At 63.2% G+C, this 19,766-nt stretch carries 21 protein-coding genes and 1 tRNA gene; 11 read left to right on the forward strand and 11 right to left on the reverse strand.

Going from position 1 to position 19,766, the window contains the following annotated elements; genetic code table 11:
- Positions 1 to 73: 73 nt before the first annotated feature.
- Complete coding sequence (locus ACFQ2F_RS00590; protein ID WP_379084162.1) at positions 74 to 1,225, reverse strand: class I SAM-dependent methyltransferase; 1,152 nt, start codon at positions 1,223 to 1,225, stop codon at positions 74 to 76.
- A gap of 178 nt (positions 1,226 to 1,403) precedes the next feature.
- Between ACFQ2F_RS00590 and ACFQ2F_RS00595 the strand changes: the two genes are divergently transcribed.
- A complete protein-coding gene (locus tag ACFQ2F_RS00595) occupies positions 1,404 to 2,609 on the forward strand; it encodes an alpha/beta fold hydrolase (protein ID WP_379084165.1) in 1,206 nt (401 codons plus the stop codon).
- Positions 2,610 to 2,699: 90 nt separating this feature from the next.
- On the opposite strand, the gene ACFQ2F_RS00600 is transcribed toward ACFQ2F_RS00595, so the two are convergent.
- On the reverse strand, positions 2,700 to 2,867 hold the full coding sequence (locus ACFQ2F_RS00600; protein ID WP_379084168.1) for a DUF1328 domain-containing protein: 168 nt from the start codon (positions 2,865 to 2,867) through the stop codon (positions 2,700 to 2,702).
- Positions 2,868 to 3,011: 144 nt separating this feature from the next.
- On the reverse strand, positions 3,012 to 3,455 hold the full coding sequence (locus tag ACFQ2F_RS00605; protein ID WP_379090541.1) for a L,D-transpeptidase: 444 nt from the start codon (positions 3,453 to 3,455) through the stop codon (positions 3,012 to 3,014).
- Between the two features lie 226 nt (positions 3,456 to 3,681).
- Here ACFQ2F_RS00605 and mepA point away from each other — a divergent pair, with 226 nt between their 5' ends.
- Complete coding sequence (gene mepA / locus ACFQ2F_RS00610; protein ID WP_379084171.1) at positions 3,682 to 4,845, forward strand: penicillin-insensitive murein endopeptidase; 1,164 nt, start codon at positions 3,682 to 3,684, stop codon at positions 4,843 to 4,845.
- Positions 4,846 to 4,867: 22 nt separating this feature from the next.
- Entirely contained in the window at positions 4,868 to 5,263 is a 396-nt protein-coding gene (locus ACFQ2F_RS00615; RefSeq protein WP_379084174.1) for a DUF2237 family protein, read from the forward strand.
- A gap of 151 nt (positions 5,264 to 5,414) precedes the next feature.
- On the opposite strand, the gene msrA is transcribed toward ACFQ2F_RS00615, so the two are convergent.
- Complete coding sequence (gene msrA, locus ACFQ2F_RS00620) at positions 5,415 to 6,068, reverse strand: peptide-methionine (S)-S-oxide reductase MsrA (RefSeq protein ID WP_379084177.1); 654 nt, start codon at positions 6,066 to 6,068, stop codon at positions 5,415 to 5,417.
- Positions 6,069 to 6,104: 36 nt separating this feature from the next.
- Positions 6,105 to 6,422: a hypothetical protein gene (locus tag ACFQ2F_RS00625; RefSeq protein ID WP_379084180.1), complete on the reverse strand. Its 318-nt coding sequence runs from the start codon at positions 6,420 to 6,422 to the stop codon at positions 6,105 to 6,107.
- Positions 6,423 to 6,763: 341 nt separating this feature from the next.
- Here ACFQ2F_RS00625 and ACFQ2F_RS00630 point away from each other — a divergent pair.
- A tRNA-Ser gene (locus tag ACFQ2F_RS00630) sits at positions 6,764 to 6,853 on the forward strand.
- A gap of 313 nt (positions 6,854 to 7,166) precedes the next feature.
- Here the strand turns inward: ACFQ2F_RS00630 and ACFQ2F_RS00635 are convergent.
- On the reverse strand, positions 7,167 to 8,153 hold the full coding sequence (locus ACFQ2F_RS00635; protein WP_379084183.1) for an MBL fold metallo-hydrolase: 987 nt from the start codon (positions 8,151 to 8,153) through the stop codon (positions 7,167 to 7,169).
- A 32-nt stretch (positions 8,154 to 8,185) separates the two neighbouring features.
- On the reverse strand, positions 8,186 to 8,416 hold the full coding sequence (locus tag ACFQ2F_RS00640) for a DUF1413 domain-containing protein (RefSeq protein WP_379084186.1): 231 nt from the start codon (positions 8,414 to 8,416) through the stop codon (positions 8,186 to 8,188).
- Positions 8,417 to 8,555: 139 nt separating this feature from the next.
- Between ACFQ2F_RS00640 and ACFQ2F_RS00645 the strand changes: the two genes are divergently transcribed.
- Positions 8,556 to 9,095: a hypothetical protein gene (locus ACFQ2F_RS00645; RefSeq protein WP_379084189.1), complete on the forward strand. Its 540-nt coding sequence runs from the start codon at positions 8,556 to 8,558 to the stop codon at positions 9,093 to 9,095.
- A 12-nt stretch (positions 9,096 to 9,107) separates the two neighbouring features.
- Here the strand turns inward: ACFQ2F_RS00645 and ACFQ2F_RS00650 are convergent, their stop codons facing one another.
- Positions 9,108 to 10,016, reverse strand: a complete 909-nt coding sequence (locus ACFQ2F_RS00650; RefSeq protein ID WP_379084192.1) for an alpha/beta fold hydrolase — start codon at positions 10,014 to 10,016, stop codon at positions 9,108 to 9,110.
- Between the two features lie 22 nt (positions 10,017 to 10,038).
- Positions 10,039 to 11,109: an NAD(P)H-dependent flavin oxidoreductase gene (locus tag ACFQ2F_RS00655; protein ID WP_379084195.1), complete on the reverse strand. Its 1,071-nt coding sequence runs from the start codon at positions 11,107 to 11,109 to the stop codon at positions 10,039 to 10,041.
- A gap of 226 nt (positions 11,110 to 11,335) precedes the next feature.
- Between ACFQ2F_RS00655 and ACFQ2F_RS00660 the strand changes: the two genes are divergently transcribed.
- Positions 11,336 to 13,594, forward strand: a complete 2,259-nt coding sequence (locus ACFQ2F_RS00660; protein WP_379084198.1) for an ATP-binding protein — start codon at positions 11,336 to 11,338, stop codon at positions 13,592 to 13,594.
- Complete coding sequence (locus tag ACFQ2F_RS00665) at positions 13,587 to 14,003, forward strand: response regulator (protein WP_379084201.1); 417 nt, start codon at positions 13,587 to 13,589, stop codon at positions 14,001 to 14,003. The genes ACFQ2F_RS00660 and ACFQ2F_RS00665 overlap by 8 nt, the downstream gene beginning before the upstream one ends.
- 71 nt (positions 14,004 to 14,074) lie before the next feature.
- Here the strand turns inward: ACFQ2F_RS00665 and ACFQ2F_RS00670 are convergent, their stop codons facing one another.
- On the reverse strand, positions 14,075 to 15,166 hold the full coding sequence (locus tag ACFQ2F_RS00670) for a linear amide C-N hydrolase (RefSeq protein WP_379084204.1): 1,092 nt from the start codon (positions 15,164 to 15,166) through the stop codon (positions 14,075 to 14,077).
- 152 nt (positions 15,167 to 15,318) lie between these two features.
- Between ACFQ2F_RS00670 and ACFQ2F_RS00675 the strand changes: the two genes are divergently transcribed.
- Positions 15,319 to 16,203: a DUF72 domain-containing protein gene (locus ACFQ2F_RS00675; protein WP_379084206.1), complete on the forward strand. Its 885-nt coding sequence runs from the start codon at positions 15,319 to 15,321 to the stop codon at positions 16,201 to 16,203.
- A gap of 11 nt (positions 16,204 to 16,214) precedes the next feature.
- Here the strand turns inward: ACFQ2F_RS00675 and ACFQ2F_RS00680 are convergent, their stop codons facing one another.
- The gene (locus ACFQ2F_RS00680) at positions 16,215 to 17,135 is read right to left on the reverse strand and encodes a transglutaminase family protein (RefSeq protein WP_379084209.1); all 921 of its coding nucleotides are present in this window, start codon (positions 17,133 to 17,135) and stop codon (positions 16,215 to 16,217) included.
- A 114-nt stretch (positions 17,136 to 17,249) separates the two neighbouring features.
- Here ACFQ2F_RS00680 and ACFQ2F_RS00685 point away from each other — a divergent pair, with 114 nt between their 5' ends.
- The 3 genes from ACFQ2F_RS00685 to ACFQ2F_RS00695 all read left to right on the forward strand — a co-directional run bounded on the left by ACFQ2F_RS00685 (position 17,250) and on the right by ACFQ2F_RS00695 (position 19,732).
- Complete coding sequence (locus tag ACFQ2F_RS00685; RefSeq protein WP_379084212.1) at positions 17,250 to 18,128, forward strand: transglutaminase-like domain-containing protein; 879 nt, start codon at positions 17,250 to 17,252, stop codon at positions 18,126 to 18,128.
- Between the two features lie 46 nt (positions 18,129 to 18,174).
- A complete protein-coding gene (locus ACFQ2F_RS00690; RefSeq protein WP_379084215.1) occupies positions 18,175 to 18,705 on the forward strand; it encodes a DUF421 domain-containing protein in 531 nt (176 codons plus the stop codon).
- Positions 18,706 to 18,811: 106 nt separating this feature from the next.
- Positions 18,812 to 19,732 carry a PfkB family carbohydrate kinase gene (locus ACFQ2F_RS00695; RefSeq protein ID WP_379084218.1) on the forward strand — a complete coding sequence of 307 codons (921 nt, stop codon included), beginning with the start codon at positions 18,812 to 18,814 and terminating at the stop codon, positions 19,730 to 19,732.
- Positions 19,733 to 19,766: the final 34 nt, after the last annotated feature.

The raw sequence follows: 19,766 nt of genomic DNA on the forward strand, positions 1-19,766 counted from the left end.
CTTCTTAAGTTCTGCGAACTTGGAGCCGGCGTCCCTCTGGGGCGCCGGTTTCTTCTTGGGTGAAGGGCGAGCCCTACGGTCCCCAGGTCGCGTGTTCCGGCTTGTGCAGGATCAGGCGGAAGCAATCGAGATTGCGGGTGAAGAACTCGTTCGCCGCGCCCCAGAGATAGAGCCGGAATTTCCGGAACTCGAAATCGCCGAAGCTCTCCTGGATGTACTCCTTATGGGCGTCGAGATTTTTGGCCCATTGCTGGAAGGTCAGGAAGTAGCTCCAGCGGTCGGAGTGGCACTCATCCAGCAGGAGGGGCGTCTTGGCGAGCTTGTTTATGAAGTCGTCGAGGACCAGGAAGGAATGGTTGCCGGGATAGATGTGCCGGACCATGAAGGTGGAGAGCTCGAACTTCTTCCAGGCCGCCGAGCCGTCGAGGAAGACGCGGCCGCCGGGCTTCAGCAGATCGGCAAACTTCCGGAGCACCCGCTCGTAGTCCGGCAGGTGCTCGATCACCCCCATAATGACGATGGCGTCGAATTTCTCCTCCGGCTCGTATTCCAGGAAGTCCACCAGCTGGATGTCGAAATCGTCGCCGAAATTGGCGAGCTTGCCGCGCAGGAAGTCCCGGGACACTTCGGAGTTGGTGATACCGGTGAAGTGGACGCCTGCCTGGAGGGCGTGACCGGCAAACGCACCCCAACCGGGGCCGATCTCCAGCACGCGGGTGCCCTTGCCCAGCTCGCATTTCTCGATCGCCCAGTCGAATTTCCGCTCCAGCGCCTTTGAAAGCGGCTCGTCGTCGGACTCGTAGATGCCCTGGCTGTAGGCCGGAAAGGTCGGATCGAGAAAGCTCAGGAAGAGCTTCGGGTCGGCGTTGTAGTGGGACGATATGGCCTGCTTGTTGGTGTAGACCTGCCCGAAAATCATGGGCTCGACAAAGCGCCAGGCGGCCACCAGGGGATGCTGATCGTCGAAATCGTGGCGCATCGAGAAGGGCTTCAGCATGTCGCCCTCCAAGTCGATATCGCCGTGGATATAGGCCTCCGCAATGTTCGCCTCATCGAGGCTGCGGACAGCCCGCACCGCCTTCTCATTTTTCAGGGTGACGAAGAATTCCGGCGCGCCCTGGCCGATCACGCGCTTCTCGCCGTCGGGCAAGGTGATCTCGAACGGGGTGGAGACGTCGCCGACCCGCTTGACCAGCGCATCGATCACGGCGGTTCCGGCTGCCATGGCACATTCCCCCGTTTCGGCTGCCCGCACCCAGTTGGACAATTTCGGCAGTCATTGTTTCCGAATGTCGCGACCAATATCAAGGATGCTGGCACAATTTCATGAAACTAGGCTTTGCTTATTCCATATTGTCGCTGAAAGTCTTCGCCACGCCCGTTTCCGAACAAGGACGCGCCCGATGCTTTGTCCCTTCAAGTCTTCTTTTCTCCACCAATTCTCTTTTCGTCCTTTCACTTTCCTGGCCGCCCTCTTAGGCCTTCTCGCCTGTTTCGGCGCAAGCCCTGCAGTAGCCCTCTACGACGTCAATCCGAGCGAGATCCCCGGCAAGCCGGGCACGGTGATCCGGGTCTGGCCGCTGCAGGGCGGCGGTCCGGGGGGTGGCGAAGCGTTCCGGATCCTCTATCGCTCAACGGGTTTGCGGGGCGAGCCGATCGCGGTCTCCGGCGCGGTCTTTTTACCCGGCGGCCCAGCGCCCGCCGGCGGCCGGGAGATCATTGCCTATGCCCATCCCACCAGCGGGGTGATGCCGGCTTGCGCCCCGTCGCTGCGGCCCGACACAGCGGGAATGATCTGGGGTTTGAGACAGATGCTGCAGGCCGGCTATGTGGTGGCGGCGACGGATTATCCGGGCTTGGGTACGAACACCATGCACCCGTATCTCTACGGGGTGAGCGAGGCCCGGTCGGTACTGGATTCGGTACGCGCGGCACGGGCCCTGGAGCACACCCAGGCGAGCGAGCGCTTCGTGGTGTGGGGCCACAGCCAGGGCGGCCAGGCGGCGCTCTTCACGGGGCAGATCGCCGGATCCTACGCGCCGGAACTGAAGCTGATGGGCGTGGCGGCGGCAGCGCCTGCCACTTACCTGTTGGAGCTGTTCGAAGACGATTATCACGACGAGGGCGGCAAGATCCTGACCGCCATGGCGCTCCTCTCCTGGTCCCGCATCAAGGGCGTGCCGCTGAAGAACGTCGTGGAGCCCCAAGCCATGGACGCGTTCATGCGGACGGCCGAGCAGTGCCTCGAATCGCCAGGCGATGCGCTTACCCTCCAGAAGGATGCCAAGCCCCTCCAAGCGGGCGGCTTTCTGAAGATCGATCCGGTGAAGACGGAGCCGTGGCGCTCGATCATGCAAGAGAACTCGACAGGACGGCAGCGCATTCCCGTGCCCGTGTTCCTTGCGCAAGGGACTGCTGACACGACCGTCAATCCGGCCGTGACGAAGCAGTATGGCGGCGCGCTCTGCAAGCAGGGCACGCGGGTGCATTTCGTGGAGATGCCGGGCACCACCCATACATTCGCGGCAAGGGACAGCGTCTCTGCCGCGTTGCAATGGATGGAAGGCCGTTTTCGCGGCGCGCCTGCGCCGAGCAGCTGCGGCGGCTAGGCTGGCGTGAAACCAAAAGTATGAAGAGATGAGCGGGCGCCGAGGCGCGATGCCTCAACGCCCGCTCACCATTGCAGGGCTCGCCCCTAGCTATACGGCGACAAGCGCCAAGATCAGCACGATCACGAAGATCGCGAGGAAGATGTAGAACAGGATCTTCGCGATGCCCGCGGTGGCCGCGGAAACGCCGCTAAAGCCGAAGAAACCGGCGATCAGCGAGATCACGAAAAAGATCAGCGCCCATTGCAGTAAATCCATATCAGCCTCCAATATCGGCAGGCCCGCCAACGGACATGTGGCGGTCTGCCCAAAAGCCCCAGATGGCCTAATAGCCACTAAACCAAAGGCGAGAAGAGGCGATAGAGTTCCAACATTGCCCAACGCTGAACGCCGGCCGAGACCCTAGTTCCGGATCAGGATGGTCGTATTGGAACGGCCGTTCTGCTGCACGAGCGAGTAAAGCTTCGCGGCATTGTTCGGGTGAAGACGAACGCAGCCATGTGAGGCCGGTCGCCCCAGATGCTTCACCTCGGTGGAGCCGTGGATCGCGTAATTGCCCGAAAAGAAGATGGAATACGGCATCGGCGCACCGCCATAGAGGCTGGAGCGATGATTTGGCGACAGCATGTACGGCTTGAATGTGCCGGTCGGCGTGCGATAGCCGGGCCGGGCCGTCGACACCTTCCAGGTGTGCTTCGGACGCCCATCGACGAAAACCTGCATCCGCTGGGCGGACAGGCTGATTTGCGCCACGACCTGAGCGGCGTGGGCGATGGTGGTGAACAGTGCCACGGCCACCACGACCGTGAGCAGCAGAATGGCGGCAGCCTGCAGCAGACGCTTCAAGAACATTACGGTTACTCCCTACCCAGAACCGTATTTTGACCATGCGGCTTACCGCTCTGGCCCCCCAACGTGATGGAGACTAGCCGTGCGCGTTGAATATCCGGTGAATTCGGTTCAGCATCGGCAAGTAAATCGGGAAAATGGTGCAAGACGGTGAACCGTGCCTAAGCTGCTGTGCCAATTAGCGCCAAATCTTACGCAACACCCGGGTGATTCACGCAGCAAGATGCTGAGAGTCGCCGCTCTTTTCGTCTTCGGCGCGCTGTTTGCCGGGCTCTTGCCGGTGGGCGATGTCTACGGCGAGCAAGCGGAAGCAGCGCCTTTGCCGGAGCGGAAGCCGCCTGTGCCGGAAGGATCAGAGACATCCTCCGCCCCGGCGATCACCGAAGACACGCCTGCCAAAGAGCTGTTTTCCTCCGTTACCTCCGGCGCGCCCATGACGCCCAAGCCGATCGGCTTCTACACGGCCGGCTGCCTGGCCGGCGGCAAGGCTCTCCCTGAGACCGGCCCCGCCTGGCAGGCCATGCGGCTTTCCCGAAATCGCAACTGGGGCCACCCCATGCTGATCGATTATCTGGAAGAGCTGGCGAAGGAGGCAAAGGAGAAGGACGGCTGGTCCGGGCTTCTGGTGGGCGATCTCTCCCAGCCCCGGGGCGGGCCCATGATTACCGGCCATACGAGCCATCAGGTGGGGTTGGATGCGGATATCTGGCTGACCCCCATGCCGGACCGGGTGCTGACCGACAAGGAGCGGGAGGAGATCAGCGCGGTCTCCATGCTGAAGGACCCGTTCACGGTGGATCCCGATATCTGGACGCCTGCGCATACGAAGCTGATCAAGCGCGCCTCGGAAGACCGTCAGGTGGCGCGGATCTTCGTGCATCCGGCCATCAAGAAGAAGCTCTGCGAGACGGCCGGGAGCGACCGGGGCTGGCTCGCAAAAGTGCGCCCCTGGTGGAACCACTATTATCACTTCCACGTCCGGCTGAATTGCCCCTCCGGGCTTTCCGGCTGCCGCAATCAACCGCCCGTCGGAAGCGACGATGGGTGCGGGGCGGAGATCACCAACTGGATGGTGAAGCTGCGTCAGTCGGAAGTCTGGAAGGCGGAGGAACTGCCGAAGCCCGGCAAGGCGCCGGCGGAAAAGCCGCCGCTCACCATGTCCGACCTGCCCGATCAATGCGAAAGCGTGCTCAAGTCCGGCGACGCTCAGATCCTGCCGAAGCCGGGGGAACCGTCCCCCATGTTGCGGGCGATCGCCAGCAAGGAGGCCGGCCCGCCGATCCCCACGCCGGATGCGGGTATGCTCAACATTCTGCGCAATGGCGGCGACCCGACCAAGGACGCAGTTCCCATGCCCGACCGGAAGCCGGAGCCGGGCACGGATTAGACCTCTGACCGAAGGAGCGAGGGTGCAAGACAGAGTGGAAGACGAGACGGAAGAGCAGAAGAACGTGTTCGGTGAGCCGATCGGCACATGCTCAGACCGGCCGCTGACCGGCTATTACCGGACCGGCTGCTGCCACACCGGCGCGGACGATCTGGGGATGCATACGGTCTGCGTGGAGGTGACGGCGGAGTTTCTGGAATTCTCCGCCAGCCGCGGCAACGACCTCTCCACGCCGATGCCGGATTTCGGCTTTCCGGGGCTGGAGCCCGGCGACCGGTGGTGCCTTTGCGCCAGCCGCTGGCTGGAGGCGCTGGAGGCCGGAAAGGCGCCGCGGGTGTGCCTGGCGGCGACCAATGCCGCGACCCTGGAGGTGATCGATCTAGAAGACCTCAAGCGCCATGCGCTGGATCTTTCTTGATGTCACGCCGCCACAACTCGTGAGAGTCTGCTCCACGTCATCCTGAGGCGCTCGCGTAGCGAGCCTCGAAGGACGACGTGGCCCGACCGCCCATCCTTCGAGGCCCGGCACCTTGTGCCGGTCACCTCAGGATGACGGTCTTCTCGGGTGGCTACTCTGCGGCCACGCCCGTGCCGAGGGGGCAGGAGATTCCAGTGCCGCCGAGACCGCAATAGCCGTTCGGGTTCTTCGCCAGGTATTGCTGGTGATAGTCCTCGGCGAAGTAGAACTCCGGCGCGTCTTCGATCTCCGTCGTGATCTCGCCGAGCCCCTTCGCCTGCAGAGCCTTCTCATAGGCCTGCTTGGCGGCTTCGGCCGCGCGGCGCTGCTCATCCGAAAACACATAGATACCGGACCGGTACTGGGTGCCGATATCGTTCCCCTGGCGCATACCTTGGGTCGGATTGTGGGTCTCGAAGAAGGCCTTCAAAAGCGCCTCGTAGGAGATTTCGTCGGGATCGTAGACAACCAGAACAGCCTCCGTATGGCCGGTGCGCCCACTGCAGACCTCCTCATAGGTCGGATTCGGGGTCGAGCCGGCGATATAGCCGACGGCCGTCACGTAGACGCCGGGAAGCTGCCAGAAGGCGCGCTCCGCCCCCCAGAAGCAGCCAAGAGCGAAGACCGCCTGTTCCAGATGCTCCGGATACGGGCCTTTCAGCTTGTGGCCCAGCACGTAATGCTTCTCAGCCGTGGGTATGGGCGCGTCGCGGCCGGGGAGCGCCTCTTCCGGGCTCGGGACGACCAGGGATTTCAAACCGAACATGACATCTCCTTTTCCCGCCCCGGACCGTTCGGGGGTCTAGTTGATGAAGACTTCGGTCCGTTCGCGCTTCTGGCCAAGCCAATAGAAGAGAATGCCGAGCACGCCGAAGATGGCCCAGGCGGGTAAGCCTAATATGGGAAGCGCGGCGCCCTCCCAAAAGCCTTCGCCCGCGGTCTCGGAAACCCAGCTTTGCGATGCGGCGAAGCTTTCCGGCGCCAGCTCCTGCCATTGCTGAGCGAGCGGCGTGATAACGATCTCACCGCCCGCGCCGAGGCTCTTGGTCCCGTCGACGACGAGCGCAACCATGGCGAAGAGCAGCAATATGACGCCGATTGCGCGCGAAAGACGGTGCATTGCGGAAAAGACTTTGTTTGTTGGCCCCGTCACATAAATACGGCGGGCCCCCGATTGGTTCAATTTCGAAGCGCGCAACTATCCTCATTCAATTGCACGTATGGGCCTTCACGCCGCTTGAACCGGAGAGGCGCTTCGCTATAGTGCGCGCCTTCATCCGGAGCGGCCTGATTGGTTTGCGGCGCTTCCTTCTCGAAAGGGCGTACGCTTTGCTTCGATGAAAATTAGGAGAGGTGGCCGAGTGGTCGAAGGCGCACAGCATATGGCAACGCCATATGCGTCTTTAGAGAAGAGCGTGCGCTCATCTTCGACAACGCGGGGTACAGCTCCGACGAAAATTAGGAGAGGTGGCCGAGTGGTCGAAGGCGCACGCCTGGAACGCGTGTAGGCGGGCAACCGTCTCGAGGGTTCGAATCCCTCCCTCTCCGCCATTTTCCGAATTGGCCATAAATCTAGATCTGCCTTCAGAGGCTGTGCGTTCGAACCCTCGATCTTGATTTGGACGGCGTGGTATAGCCACGCCTATGGGTTCGAACCCCTCCCTCTCCACCATCCTGCTTCGCGCGAAAGCGCTATGCAGGATGCCCTCCGAAGCTTTAGCGAAGGAGGGCTGTTCTGTCTCACGCCAGTTCGCTTCGCTCACAGCTCCGATCGGCGGCCTGACCGGCCGGCGCCCAGTCAGGCTTGCGAGCGCTGAAGCGCTCGATTTCCTCATCTCAAGTGATTTCACTGCGCTCGCGGCGCCTACCGAGCGCTGCCATCCCAGACATGTCCCGGTTCGGCGGCGGGGAAGGTCTCTGGCGGGATTTGGTTTTCGGCCAGGGCTTTGATGAGCGCTTCGGCGGGGGCGTTGCGGCCTTCGTCGGTCAGCTTGAAGACGCCCCAGTGAATGCCGAGCGCCTGAGGCGCTCCGAGGTCGGTCATCATCTGGACGGCTTCGGCGGGGTTGGCGTGCTGGGGCTTCATGAACCAGCGCGGCTCATACGCCCCGATGGGCAAAAGCGCGAGGTCCGGCGGACCGATGCGCTGGCGGATCTCCTTGAAGAGGCTGCCGTCGCCATAGCCGGTATCGCCGGCGAAATAGACGGTCCTGTCGCGCCCGCGGATGGCATGGCCGCCCCATAGGGCCATGCGGATGTCGCCGATGCCCCTCCGCGACCAATGCTGGGCGGGCAGGATGGTGATCTCGATCTCATCGCTGAGCCGAATGCTTTCCCACCAATCGCCGGTCCAGATGCGCGCTTTCGGAACGCGGCGCTTCATGATGGCGTCGTTGCCGAGGGGTGCCACGATCATTGGGTCGTCCCGCGCGACCAGCTTTCGCAACGTCGCAATGTCGAGATGATCGTAGTGATTGTGGCTCAATAGGACGCCGTGGATCGGCGGCAAATCTTCGAAGGCGACGCCAGGCGCGCAGACCCGTCTTGGACCGGCGAAGGAGAACGGGCTGCACCGGTCGGACCAGACTGGATCGGTCAGGATGTTCATGCCGTCGATTTGAACGAGCACCGTTGCGTGGCCGACGACCGTGGCCCTCAAGCCCGAGACCTTATGATCCGGAGCCGTCGTGCGGACCTCCACCTCGGCCGGCCACTTCACGCTTTCGGAATTGGTCTGCCAGCGCAGCACATCCCGCAGGGTCCTGTCCGGCGTTCGCGGCGCAGTATTGAAGAAGCGCACGCCGTCGAAATGGCCGTTGGCGGGGCCTGCGTAGTAGCGGTTTTTCGGCATGACGGCGGACTCAGTCTCCCGGCGCGTGGACGCTATTTCCCCGCCCAGCGATAGACGCGGCCGCCGCCCTTCTTGCGGCCGGTGTCGGCGACGCCGGGCAGGCGGCCGGCGCGGACCGCATCGAGGAAGGCGTGGCCCAGGCGCACTCTGTCGCCGATATAGAGATCGTCCCAGCCGGGGCCATAAATTTCCGGAAAATGGAATTCACCGGCGGGACGCTTGGCGATGTGGGAGTGCAGCCGGGCGATATCCAGCTCTGGCATGGTTACGTCCTTCTGTGGTCTCCGGCGGGCATTGGAAAACCTGCCATGCGGAAAATGGCAGACATCCATCGGATTTCGTTTCGCGTTGGTTGGTACCATGGCACGGTTCGGGCGTGAGCGCGGGGAGGCAAAACGCGGCATGGCAGGTCTCAGGAACAGCATCATTGCGGGCATCGTGATTCTCGGCGCCGCCGCCCTGCTCTTCGTCTGGTGGGGGCGCGGCGATGACAGCCTCTTCTCATCGATCCCGGAAGCGAGCGAAAACTTGGCGGCCGCGGGCCCACCCCAGCTCAACTGCGTCTTCTACAAGTTCGTGGCGTCGCGGCCTCATCTGGAGTTCGTGTTCAACGTCGAAGACGAGGTGGGCCGCCCGCGCTTCGAGCAGCTTTACGTCTCGCTGTTCAACGGCCGGGAGCGAACGGTCGATGTGAAAGAGCCGCCCTATCCCGTTTGGCAGTTCGATCCTTCGACGGAGCCGAAGCGGCTCTATGCCGACATCGAGGTCAACGACACCTCACTCTCAGGCAAGCATAGCGAGCCCATCGTCATCGAGCTCTACAAGTACAATCCGGGGGCGAGCGGTCCGGGCTGGAAGGAAGCCAGCCTGAAAAGCGTTCACTATCAGAACCTGCCGGGGCAGTGCCGGCAGTCGGTCGCGACGGCGTCTTCCTCGGACTGAGGGAGCGCGCCGTCAGTCGGCACTCTCGGGTTGCGATGTGCTTTCGTCCGCGCCGTCCTTGCCGAGCCAGCTCAGGATCGCCTGGGCCGTCACGTCGGGAAATTCCTCGTAGAAGGAAAGCTTGCCGCTGGAGAGCTCCAGCCCCTGCACGTTGTCGAGCGACGCCAGAAGCTGCATCTCGGCCTTGGATTTCCGTGGCGCATCGTGGGCGTAGAGCAGCAAGATGTTCTCGCCCGCCTTGCTCCCCGCGGTGAAGAAGCTCCGCTGATCGGGGAACGGGTCGAGCTCGCCGGCCACGAAGCGTAGCGATGCGTAGCGGGCGCCGGGCGCTTCCGTTACACGCCGCTTCTCCCACATGCGCTCTTCGGTCAGCCAGTCCGGATCGCGATAGACATGGCCGCGCGCCATCATGCCGATCACGGGTTTGTTGACGTTGAGGCGATAGACGCCCGCGCCGATCCCGGGCAGGTCGACGGCGCGGGCGAGGCTGCGGAATAGGCCCATGCGCTTGCCCGCCATAGTGGGGAGCGGCCCGCGCCATGTGGGTGAGAGCAGCGCCAGCTTGCCCAGGCTGCCGGACGCCTCGGCCGCCTGACCGATGGCATATCCGGCGCCATGGCCTGCCGCGATCGTAGCCGCCGGCTCGTATTCGGTGGCGAGGAAGCGCAGGAATTTCCGGTAATGGGCCGGCCGCCAGTCCACCTTCGGCCGGGGCAGATCGCCGAAGCCCGGCCAGTCGACCGCAATGGTCGAAAAAGCCTCCCCGAGTTGCTGCTGCAGCCCCCAAAGCTCTCGCCTTGTGGAGATGGAGCTCAGCGCCGGCAGCATGAGCAGGGTCGGACCCTGGCCATAGCGGGTGAGGCCCAGTTCAAGCGGCTCGCCGTCCGCCTTCCACGCGATTCGTCCTTCGATTCCATCCATGGCCCCCGGTAACACGAAAAGATCATGGTCGGGATGTGGCAACAGCCGCACGCCATTCCTCGCCAAGGCGAGCGACCAGCGCGGCGGCCGGCATGGGCCGGGCGAGCGGCGCGCCCTGTCCGGCCCATTGCGGGCCGAAACCGGTCTCTCCGGCGGCTTTCGCTGCGGCGTTCAAGGCTTTCGCGGCGTCGTAGGCGATCGGATAGTCGGGGATGCCGTCTCCCAGCTTAGACGCCAGGACGGTGAAGTGATTCGCAAGACAGCGGGCAGGACGGCCTGAGATGGACGCGATCATTTCGGTGCGATAGGCCGCGTCGCTCTGGAGGGCCTTCCGGTAGCCTTCGTCGGCGGCGGATTCCGGGCAGCCGATGAAGGCAGTGCCGAGCTGGGCGGCGACGGCACCGAGATCGAGTGCTGCTGCAATGCCCGCCCCATCCATGATGCCGCCCGCAGCAATCACGGGGATGGGCAACTTCTCCACCAGGAGGCGCGTCAGCGCGAAGGTGCCGAGCCTGGTGTCTTCCCGCTCCGGATCGAAGATGCCGCGATGCCCGCCGGCCTCGTAGCCCTGGGCCACAACGGCGTCCATGCCCGCGGCGACCGCGGCTTCGCCTTCGGCGAGATTGGTGGCGCTGGCGACGAGGATTGCGCCCGTCTTCTTGAGCGCTGCCACCTTCTCCGGCTGCGGCAGGCCGAGATGAAAGCTGATGACCGGCGGGCGCTGCTCCAGCAGCACATCGAGCATGGCCTCGTCGATCAGGAAGCTCGTATTGATTTCCCGCAAGGCTGCCGGCGGTTCGGAACCGAAACTTTCGAAGGACGGGCGCAACCGGTCCAGCCAGGCGGATTCGCGCGCCGGATTTGGCGTGGCGGGACGATGACAGAAGAGATTGACGTTGAAGGGCCGGTTGGACGCGGCACGGATGGCCACGATCATCTCCTTCGCGCCATCGGGGCCCGCGCTCGCCAGCCCGACCGACCCCAGCCCACCAGATTCGGACACGGCGGCCGCCATTTTCGGGGTGGCGGTGCCCGCCATGGGCGCCTGAAAGATGGGAAACTTGAGACCGAGCCGGCTCAGGAGATCGTGCATGGCGGGGAGCATAGCTTCGCGGCCTCATGGGAGACAGGTACAGGTTTGCGGAATCCTGGGGGGCGCCGGAATTTCCATCCCTTCGCACCTCTGGAGTCTGGCTTCAGGAGCCTCTCAAATCCCAAACAATTGATGGTGGGTGATTTACCAGCGGTAGAGACTCCCTCCTTACAACCTGTTGGTTAATTTGACGCGCCCGCAAGGAGCGTCTTTCAGGATTTCGTCGATGAGAAAGACCGCTCGGGTGCAGCCGAAGCCTGGGATGCTCAGAACGAGCTTGCGCAACAAGATCGTCCTCATGGCGCTCGGCATTGCGATGCTCGCCTCGGTGGCCATGGGCGTGGCCACCTATCGCCGGTCGGCCAACCTGGCGGAGGATCTCGGCGCGGCCAAGCTCGCGGGCGAGACCAAGCTGGTCGCCGAGAAGCTGTCGGAATCCCTGCGCAACATGCAGGCCGACACATCGATCCTCTCCCTGACCCCGCCGATCGAAGGGATCATCCGCGCCGGGCGCTCCGGCGGGGTGGATCCGCTCGACGGATCGAAGCTAGAGACCTGGAAGGCGCGGCTGGCGACCATCTTCTCCTCGATGCTCCAGGTGCGTCCCGCCTATTCCCAGATCCGCTTCATCGGCATGGCGAACGGCGCCCGGGAGATCGTGCGGGTGAACCGCCGGCCCGACGAGTTCGAAGTGGTCGAGGAAGACAAGCTCCAGACCAAGGGGCACCGGCCCTTCGTCAAGCTGGGCCTCACCTTGTCGCCCGGCGAATGGAGCTTCTCGGACGTCACGATCCGTTGGGATTTCGGCCGGGAGGAAGAGGATGGCCGGCCCAACATCCGCGGGCTCTATCCGATCTTCGACAAGGACGGGGAGCGGTTCGGCGTCATCGTCATCAATGCCGATTACGAAATCCTGATGCGGGAGGCACTCAAAGCGGCGCAGCCCACTAGCTACACGATCGTTGCGAACTCCGTGGGCGACTACATCGTCTACGATCCCGAGCGCGGCCCGAGCGATCTCTACTTCCACTTCGATCCGGGCTACGCGAAACCGGTAGCGCTCGCCGCCGATGCAGTGGCGGACGAGCGCGGGCTGATCCGCGACGGCAACTACGCCTTCTTCGGTGCGCAGACGGTGATCGACCTGGCGCGCAAGAACCTCGTCCTCGATGTGCTCACCCGTGTCTCCAAGACAGAACTTTTGGCGCCCGCCTACGCGGCAAACCGCGACAGCATCCTGTTGGGCCTTGCGCTGTTGTTGATCACATGCACCGCAGCGTTCTGGCTCGCTCGTCGCCTGACCCAGCCTCTGGAGGAGATGACCGAGGAGGTCGAGAGGTTCGGAGAAGGCAGGACGGATCTGCGCCTTCCCGTACGCCAGCCCGATGAGATCGGCGCCCTGGCCCGCGCCTTCCAGGATATGACTGGCGAGCTGGTCGAGAGCGAGGCAAAGATCCGCGCCATCATCGACAATGTCGCCGACGGCCTCGTCGTGACGGACGAGAACGGCAAGATCGAAATGTCGAACCCGGCCTGCAAGGCCCTGTTCGGCTATTCCGGACAGCGCATAACCGGTCGTGACGTGGCCGAGTTGCTCCCCGGCGGCCTGCAGAGACGGGCCGGCCGTATGGCGGTCGAGGTTCCGGCGCGACGGGACGATGGATCGACCTTCGAAGCGGAGCTCTCGGTGAGCAAGCTGCGGGTGAAGGACCGCGAGCTTTATTGCGGCATCGTGCGCGACGTCAGCGAACGCAAGAAGGTGGAGAGGATGAAGAACGAGTTCGTCTCCACCGTGAACCACGAGCTGCGCACCCCACTCACCTCTATCGCGGGGTCGTTGAGCCTTCTGCAGGTGAAGGCGGCCGGGAAGCTGGATGAAAAGAGCGCACGGCTGATCGAGTTGGCCCAGACGGGGGCGGAGCGTTTGAGTCGTCTCGTGAACGACATTCTGGATGTCGAGAAGATCCAGGCCGGCAAGCTCGACTACCGTATGGAGGAAATCGACCTGGTCACGCTCGTGCCGGAGGTGGTCGCCCGGGCGGAGCCGCTCGCGGACCGCCATTCCGTCCACTTCACCTTTGAGAGCACGCTGGAGAGCGCGATTGTCGAAGCCGATGCGGACCGTTTCGAGCAGGCGATGGTGAACCTTCTCTCCAATGCCGCAAAATACACCAACCCCGGCGATGCGGTGGACGTTCGGATCCACCAATGCGCGCCGGGACGGGTCTCCGTCTCTGTCACCGATCACGGACCAGGCATCCCGAAGGAGTTCGAGAAGGACGTGTTTGAGCGGTTCACCCGGGCGGACACCTCGGGCGCTCAGAAGAAGGGCAGCAGCGGTCTCGGGCTTTACATCACCAAGACCCTGGTCGATGCCTTCGGCGGCAGGATCAGCTTCACCACGGAAGAGGGCAAAGGCACCACGTTCGATGTCCGGCTTCCCCTCATCGAGGCCTCAGCCATGGAGGAACGGAGAAGTGCCTGAGGAACTGAAGCGCATTCTTTATCTCGAGGATGTCGGGGAGATCGCCGAGATCGGCTTGATGGCTCTGGAAGACCTGGGCGGCTTCTTGGTGAAGCATTGCGCCACGGGACAGGAGGCGATCGATAGCTTCGCCACGTTCAAGCCGCAGCTCTGCCTGTTCGACGTCATGCTGCCGGACATCAGCGGGCTGGAGGTGCTGGAGGTCATCCGCGCCATGCCCGAAGGGGCGGACGTGCCCGTGGTCTTCATGACCGCCAAGGCGCAATCTCATGAGCAGGAGCATTACCGGGAATGCGGGGTGATGGAGGTGATCGTGAAGCCGTTCAACCCGCTGCAGCTCAGCGACCACGTGCGATCGATCTGGGCAGCCCATCAGGCAAACCAAAACCCCACCGCTCTAAGCGCCTAGCGCAGCGCCGGCCTCGAAGCGCTGCGCTTGGCACGCCGCTTCGAGGCCGACACGGCTTCAGCTTTCGGCGATCAGCTGCCGGGAACGGTCATGAACTTGAAGGGCGTAGCCTTCTCGAAATGATCGGTCGCGTCGCCAGCATAGTAGTGGCCGCCGGCGACGGGCAACTTCCTGAAGCCTGCCTCCTTGGAGAAATCGATCTCCGACAAGCGCACCCAGAAGGCGTTCGGCGTGGTGGCGGAATCGAAGAAGTAGACCAGGTTCTTCTGGTCCGACGCCGTGCGCCAGATGGTGGACGCGATATTGGGCTGGTCCGGCGTGGTGATGCCCAGCGGCACGCTGACGCCGCGGATCACCGAAATGGTCTGAGCTACCGCCTGGTTGGCGTAGGTCTGGTTCGGCACGTCGGCGATGTAGTTCTTGGCGAGCTTCTTAGTCACCGCATCCATCAGGAACGACGCCCGCACATAGCGGTCCGCGGCGCGGTTGGTGCCCGGCAGGAAGGCCATGCCGCCCACGGTCTTCCAGTAATCGTTGAGGGCGATCTGCTGACTGTAGACCGGCGAATTGGTCATCACGTTGTACTGCTTGCCGTGATGGACCACGAGCTTGCCATCCACATATTCGAAAATCGCCGAATCGCCGCTCGGATCGGAGATGGACAGATGGAGAGTGGCCGGGGAGCCGTTGGGCAGATCGGCGGTCACGATCCGCAAGGGATGCGCCTCCAGATTCTGGACGGCCTCGGAGACGGTCGCGAAATTGTCCAGCACGTATTGGGCCCAGAAGCTGATGGCCATGGGCGGGTGCTCGGTGTCGTCGCCGTATTGGGACTCGGCGAGGTAGAGAAGATTGGCGACGAGGCCCTTCTCGTTCATGCCGTCGGCGCTAGCGATGTTGTAGGCCGAGGCGATGACGCTGCCGTATTTCGACGTCCAGGTCGGGGAGTCCGGCCCTGCGCCCCCGTTCCGCTCGACGCCCCTGGGAAATATCCAGAGATCGGTTTGCATGTCCTCTTTCCAGTCCATGCTACGGCCGGTGATCACGGTGCCGTCCTGGCCGATATAGACGGCACGGGTGCAGGCGGCGGCCGGCGGCGCGACGGTGGCGGCAGCCAGCAGGCCGGCCGCGAGATAGGTTGCGAGAGTCTTCGTCGTCTTCATCGATGGCGCTCCTCGGGTCCGATCGAAATGGGTGTGCGCTCCGGTCTACCCGAAACATCGTTAGATCGCAGCGAACGGAAAGGCTCAAAATCGAGTTATCCGACCATGACAGAGCGCGATGAGAGAAACAGGCTGTTCGGCCGGGGGATTGATTGAGCCGCAAAGGGACCATCCGCATCGGGATCTCGGGCTGGAACTATAAGCCGTGGCGCGGAGTGTTCTATCCAGAAGGGTTGCCCCAGAAGCGGGAGCTGGAATACGCTTCGGAGCAGTTCCGGACCATCGAGATCAACGGCACGTTCTATTCCATGCAACGGCCGTCGAGCTTCTTGAGCTGGCGGCAGCGCACGCCGGACGGGTTCGTCTTCTCGCTGAAGGGGCCGCGCTACATCACCCATATGAAGCGTCTCAAGGACGTGGAAAAGCCGCTGGCCAACTTCATGGCATCCGGCGTGCTACGGCTTGAGAAGAAGCTGGGCCCGATCCTCTGGCAGTTTCCGCCGCGCATGAAATTCGATCCGGAGCGCTTCGAGAGCTTCTTTCAGATGCTGCCTCATGACACCGAAGCGGCGGCCGAGCTCGCCAAGGAGCATGACGACAAGATCAAGGGTCCGGAGCAGGTCTGGCTTCAGACGGATGCGAAACGGAAGATGCGCCATGCGGTGGAGATCCGCCACGACAGCTTCCGGGACGAGGCCTTCATCGACCTTCTGCGGAAATACGATATCGCCCTGGTCTGCGCCGATACGGTGGACTGGCCGCGGCTGATGGATCTGACGTCGGACTTCGTCTATTGCCGCCTGCACGGCTCGGAGGAGCTCTACGCCTCGGGCTATGACGACGGCGCGCTGGACGATTGGGCCCGGCGGGTGGACCGCTGGGCGAAGGGCGGCGAGCCGCAAGACGCAGAACGGGTCGGCGGCCGCGCTGACAAGCGGCCATCAGGCCGCGACGTCTATGTCTATTTCGACAACGACATGAAGGTGAAGGCGCCGCGGGACGCGAATGGTCTGGCGGCCCGCCTCGGGCTTACGTGAGACTGACGGCTCTAGGCGACGCCGACTTGAACGACACTTCGCTCCTCGCCCGGCTCATCGTCGGTCCGGGTGACCGAGACTTCGACATCCATGCTCACGAAGGCCTCCGCGGGACCGCGATAGTATCCGCTGACAGGAAGGGCCTGGTCGGGGGTGCGGGTCGTAGCAACGCGGACCAGGTCGCGACCGCGGACGATCTGGTTGGTCGGATCGAACTCAACCCAGCCGGCGCCCGGCACGAATATTTCAGCCCAAGCGTGGGTGGCGCCACCGCCGACGAGCTGGCTCTCTCCGCCTTCTGCGGCGGCATCGTAGAGGTAGCCTGTCACGAAGCGGGCCGCAAAGCCGAGCGTGCGCACCGCTTCCATGAAGAGAAAAGCGTAATCACGACAGGTTCCGCTTCCGGCCTCCAGCGTTTGGGCCGGCGTTTGAACCCCATGCTCCTCGCGGCGTTGGTAATCCAATTCGGCGTGAATGGCGCCACTCAACTGATGGAGCAATTGCATCGTGCGCTCCGGCAAGACGGGCATCACGGTGCGAATCCAATGCTCGATGGCAGGCCTGTCCTGGGCAACCTGCACGAAGAGAAACGGCGAGAGGTCGATGCTGTCGTCGGGATCGTAGCGAAACGGATAGGTGGAAGCATGCTCCTCGATCTGCAGCTCGGGTTCGTCGAACACGTAGCGCCGCAGCACAAGTTCGCTTCCAATAAACAATTCTTCCGCCGCATGGTGAAACGAAAGCAGTGCAACCGAGTTTCCGAACGTGTCGAAATGCCAACTGACTTCTGCGGGCGGAGAAACCGCCAGGCGGGAATCCAGTATCCGCATGTCATGAGCATCGCGGGGACGGATCAACAGGCGGTGGGGTCCGAACTCGACTGGCCTGTCGTAGCGATAGCGTGTCCGATGGGTAATGCGGAGATTTCTCATAATCGTTGAACTGCCATCAATGGACCAAAGGTCCCTTGTTGTTCGTTAGTCAATATAGGATCGATTCTTTCGCGGCCCCTTGGCCGCCAACAATTGGAGAGGCGGAATACGCCCATGTACATTCGTGTCGGCTTTGAAATCGTTCTGGATTGTTCACCCAGCACGCCGTTGCTTTTGGCCCTCAGCCCGCACTCCAGCTACGACAACCGCGTGATCGGGTCCGATCAACTCCGGGCGCACCCATCCGTTCCGCTTGAGGAGTATCTTGACGAGTTCGGAAATCGTCGCACCCGGCTCGTGGCGCCTGGCGGGCGGATCACGCTCTCAACCGATTTCATCGTCGAGGACAACGGCGAACCGGACCCGGTGAACCCTACCGCGCGGCAGCTGGAAGTCGCGGAGCTGCCACCGGATACACTCTCCTATATTACCGCCAGCCGCTATTGCGAGGTCGACGAGCTAGGCGACCGGGCCTGGCAACTTTTCGGTCAGACCCAGCCGGGTTGGCCGCGGGTGCAGGCGATCTGTGACTGGGTCCATAACCATCTGACCTTCGGCTACCAATTCGGCCGGCCCACCAAGACGGCCAATCACGCGCTTCTGGAGCGGACCGGCGTGTGCCGCGATTTCGCTCAGCTCGCGATCGGCTTGTGCAGGGCCATGAACATCCCGGCCCGCTACGCGTCGGGCTACCTCGGCGATATCGGCGTGCCGCCGAGCGGCCCGGGAGATTTCTGTGCCTGGTTCGAGGTCTTCCTCGGGGACCGCTGGCACACTTTCGATGCACGCTACAACACGCCCCGGATCGGGCGCGTCCTCATGGTGCGGGGCCGTGACGCCGCCGATGTCGCCATGATTACGGCCTTCGGGGACTATGAGTTGAAGCTCTTCAGAGTGTGGTGCGACGAGGTGCCGGGCATTCAATCGGAAGATACTTTGGCGCGACTTTTGACGGGCTTACCCGACTCGCCTTCGCTCATGGCCGTGGTCTAGGGCTCCATCGATGGAACCGATCAGTCTCCGCAAGCGCTAGTCTGCCATGGATTGGTCGGCGATATTCTTTCAAGGCTGGGCAGATATCGGACGGACCCTCGTGGTGGGCGTGCTCGCCTATATCACCCTCGTCGTCTTCCTGCGCATCTCCGGCAAGCGTACGCTGGCGAAGCTGAACGCCTTCGATCTCGTGGTCACCGTGGCGTTGGGCTCGATTTTGGCCTCGATCCTGTTGACGGAGAAAGTCTCGCTGTCGGAAGGGGCGACGGCGCTTGCCGTGCTGATCGGACTGCAGGCCCTGGTGACTTTCGTGTCGGTCAGATGGCACGGAATTGCCGACCTCATTCGCTCAGACCCGGCTCTTTTGGTGCATCAGGGCGCCTTCTGCCTCGGCACGATGAAGAGCGAGCGGATCACCACCGACGAGGTGCTGAGCGCGATCCGGTCCACCGGCGGGCACGAGGTGACCGATGCCCAGACCGTCGTATTGGAAAGCGACGGTTCGCTCAGCGTCTCTCTCGGCGACACCGGCACGTCGAAACGCGAGTCCAGCTCCTCAAAATCCTCAGGACCTTAAGACCCCGCTGTCATCGCCGCTTCGTCGGGCTTGGATATCCGGGCTCACTGAAGCAGCATGATCGGGTGTCGTTGTGACCGAGCTTGATGACGGAGCGGACTGCGCCGTGCGTGATATTTGCGTACTCGCCCCCTGGCCCATCTTCACCGTGACCATCGAGCGGGGCATGGAGGGGAGCGACGAGATCTATTTTCATGCCGGGGGCCAGGGGTTCTGGGTCGCCCGCATGATCGCCAATCTCGGCAGCCGGCCGATCCTGTGCGGGCCGCTGGGCGGCGAATCCGGCGTGGTGGTCCGGGCGTTGGTCGAGGCCGAGGGGATCGAGCTTCGCCCCATTCGGACAGAGCGCTGGAACGGCGGCTATGTGCATGACAGGCGCTGCGGCGAGCGGAAGACCGTCGCGACCATGCCGCCGGGGGCGCTCAACCGCCACGAGACGGACGATCTCTACGACACGGTGCTCACCGCAGGCATTCATTCCGGCGTGGTGGTGATGACCGGGGTGATCGAAGAGGACATCCTGATCGCCGATTTCTACAAGCGGCTCGCTCTCGATCTCAGCCATAACGGCGTGGCCGTGGTCGCCGATCTCTCGAAAGAGGCGCTTCTGGCGCTGGATGGCGGGGTGACCTTCCTCAAGGTGAGCCATAGCGAGCTGATCGGGGCCGGGTTCTGCGAAAAGGAAGACGAGGAATCGGTCACCCAAGGTCTGCTGGCGCTAAAGGAGGCCACCGGCGCGACCAACGCCATCGTCTCCCGTGCCGATCAGCCTGCGCTTGCGCTGCTTGAGGACCGGCTGGTGCGGGTGACACCGCCGCGCTTCGAGGCTCTGGATCATCGCGGGGCGGGCGACTCCATGACGGCGGCGCTCGCCGTGGCCGAGGCGCGGGAGCTGCCGCCCGACGAGGCGCTGCGCATGGCGGCGGCGGCCGGGGCCCTGAACGTCACCCGCCATGGGCTCGGGACCGGAAAGCTGGAGCATATCCAGGAGATCGCTGCGCACGTATTGGTGGAGGATCTCCAATGATGACGTCTCGAAGCGCACGTCCCGTATGGGCGCG

Origin of the sequence: Methyloligella solikamskensis, assembly GCF_042676065.1 — a bacterium.
GTDB classification, from domain to species: domain Bacteria; phylum Pseudomonadota; class Alphaproteobacteria; order Rhizobiales; family Methyloligellaceae; genus Methyloligella; species Methyloligella solikamskensis.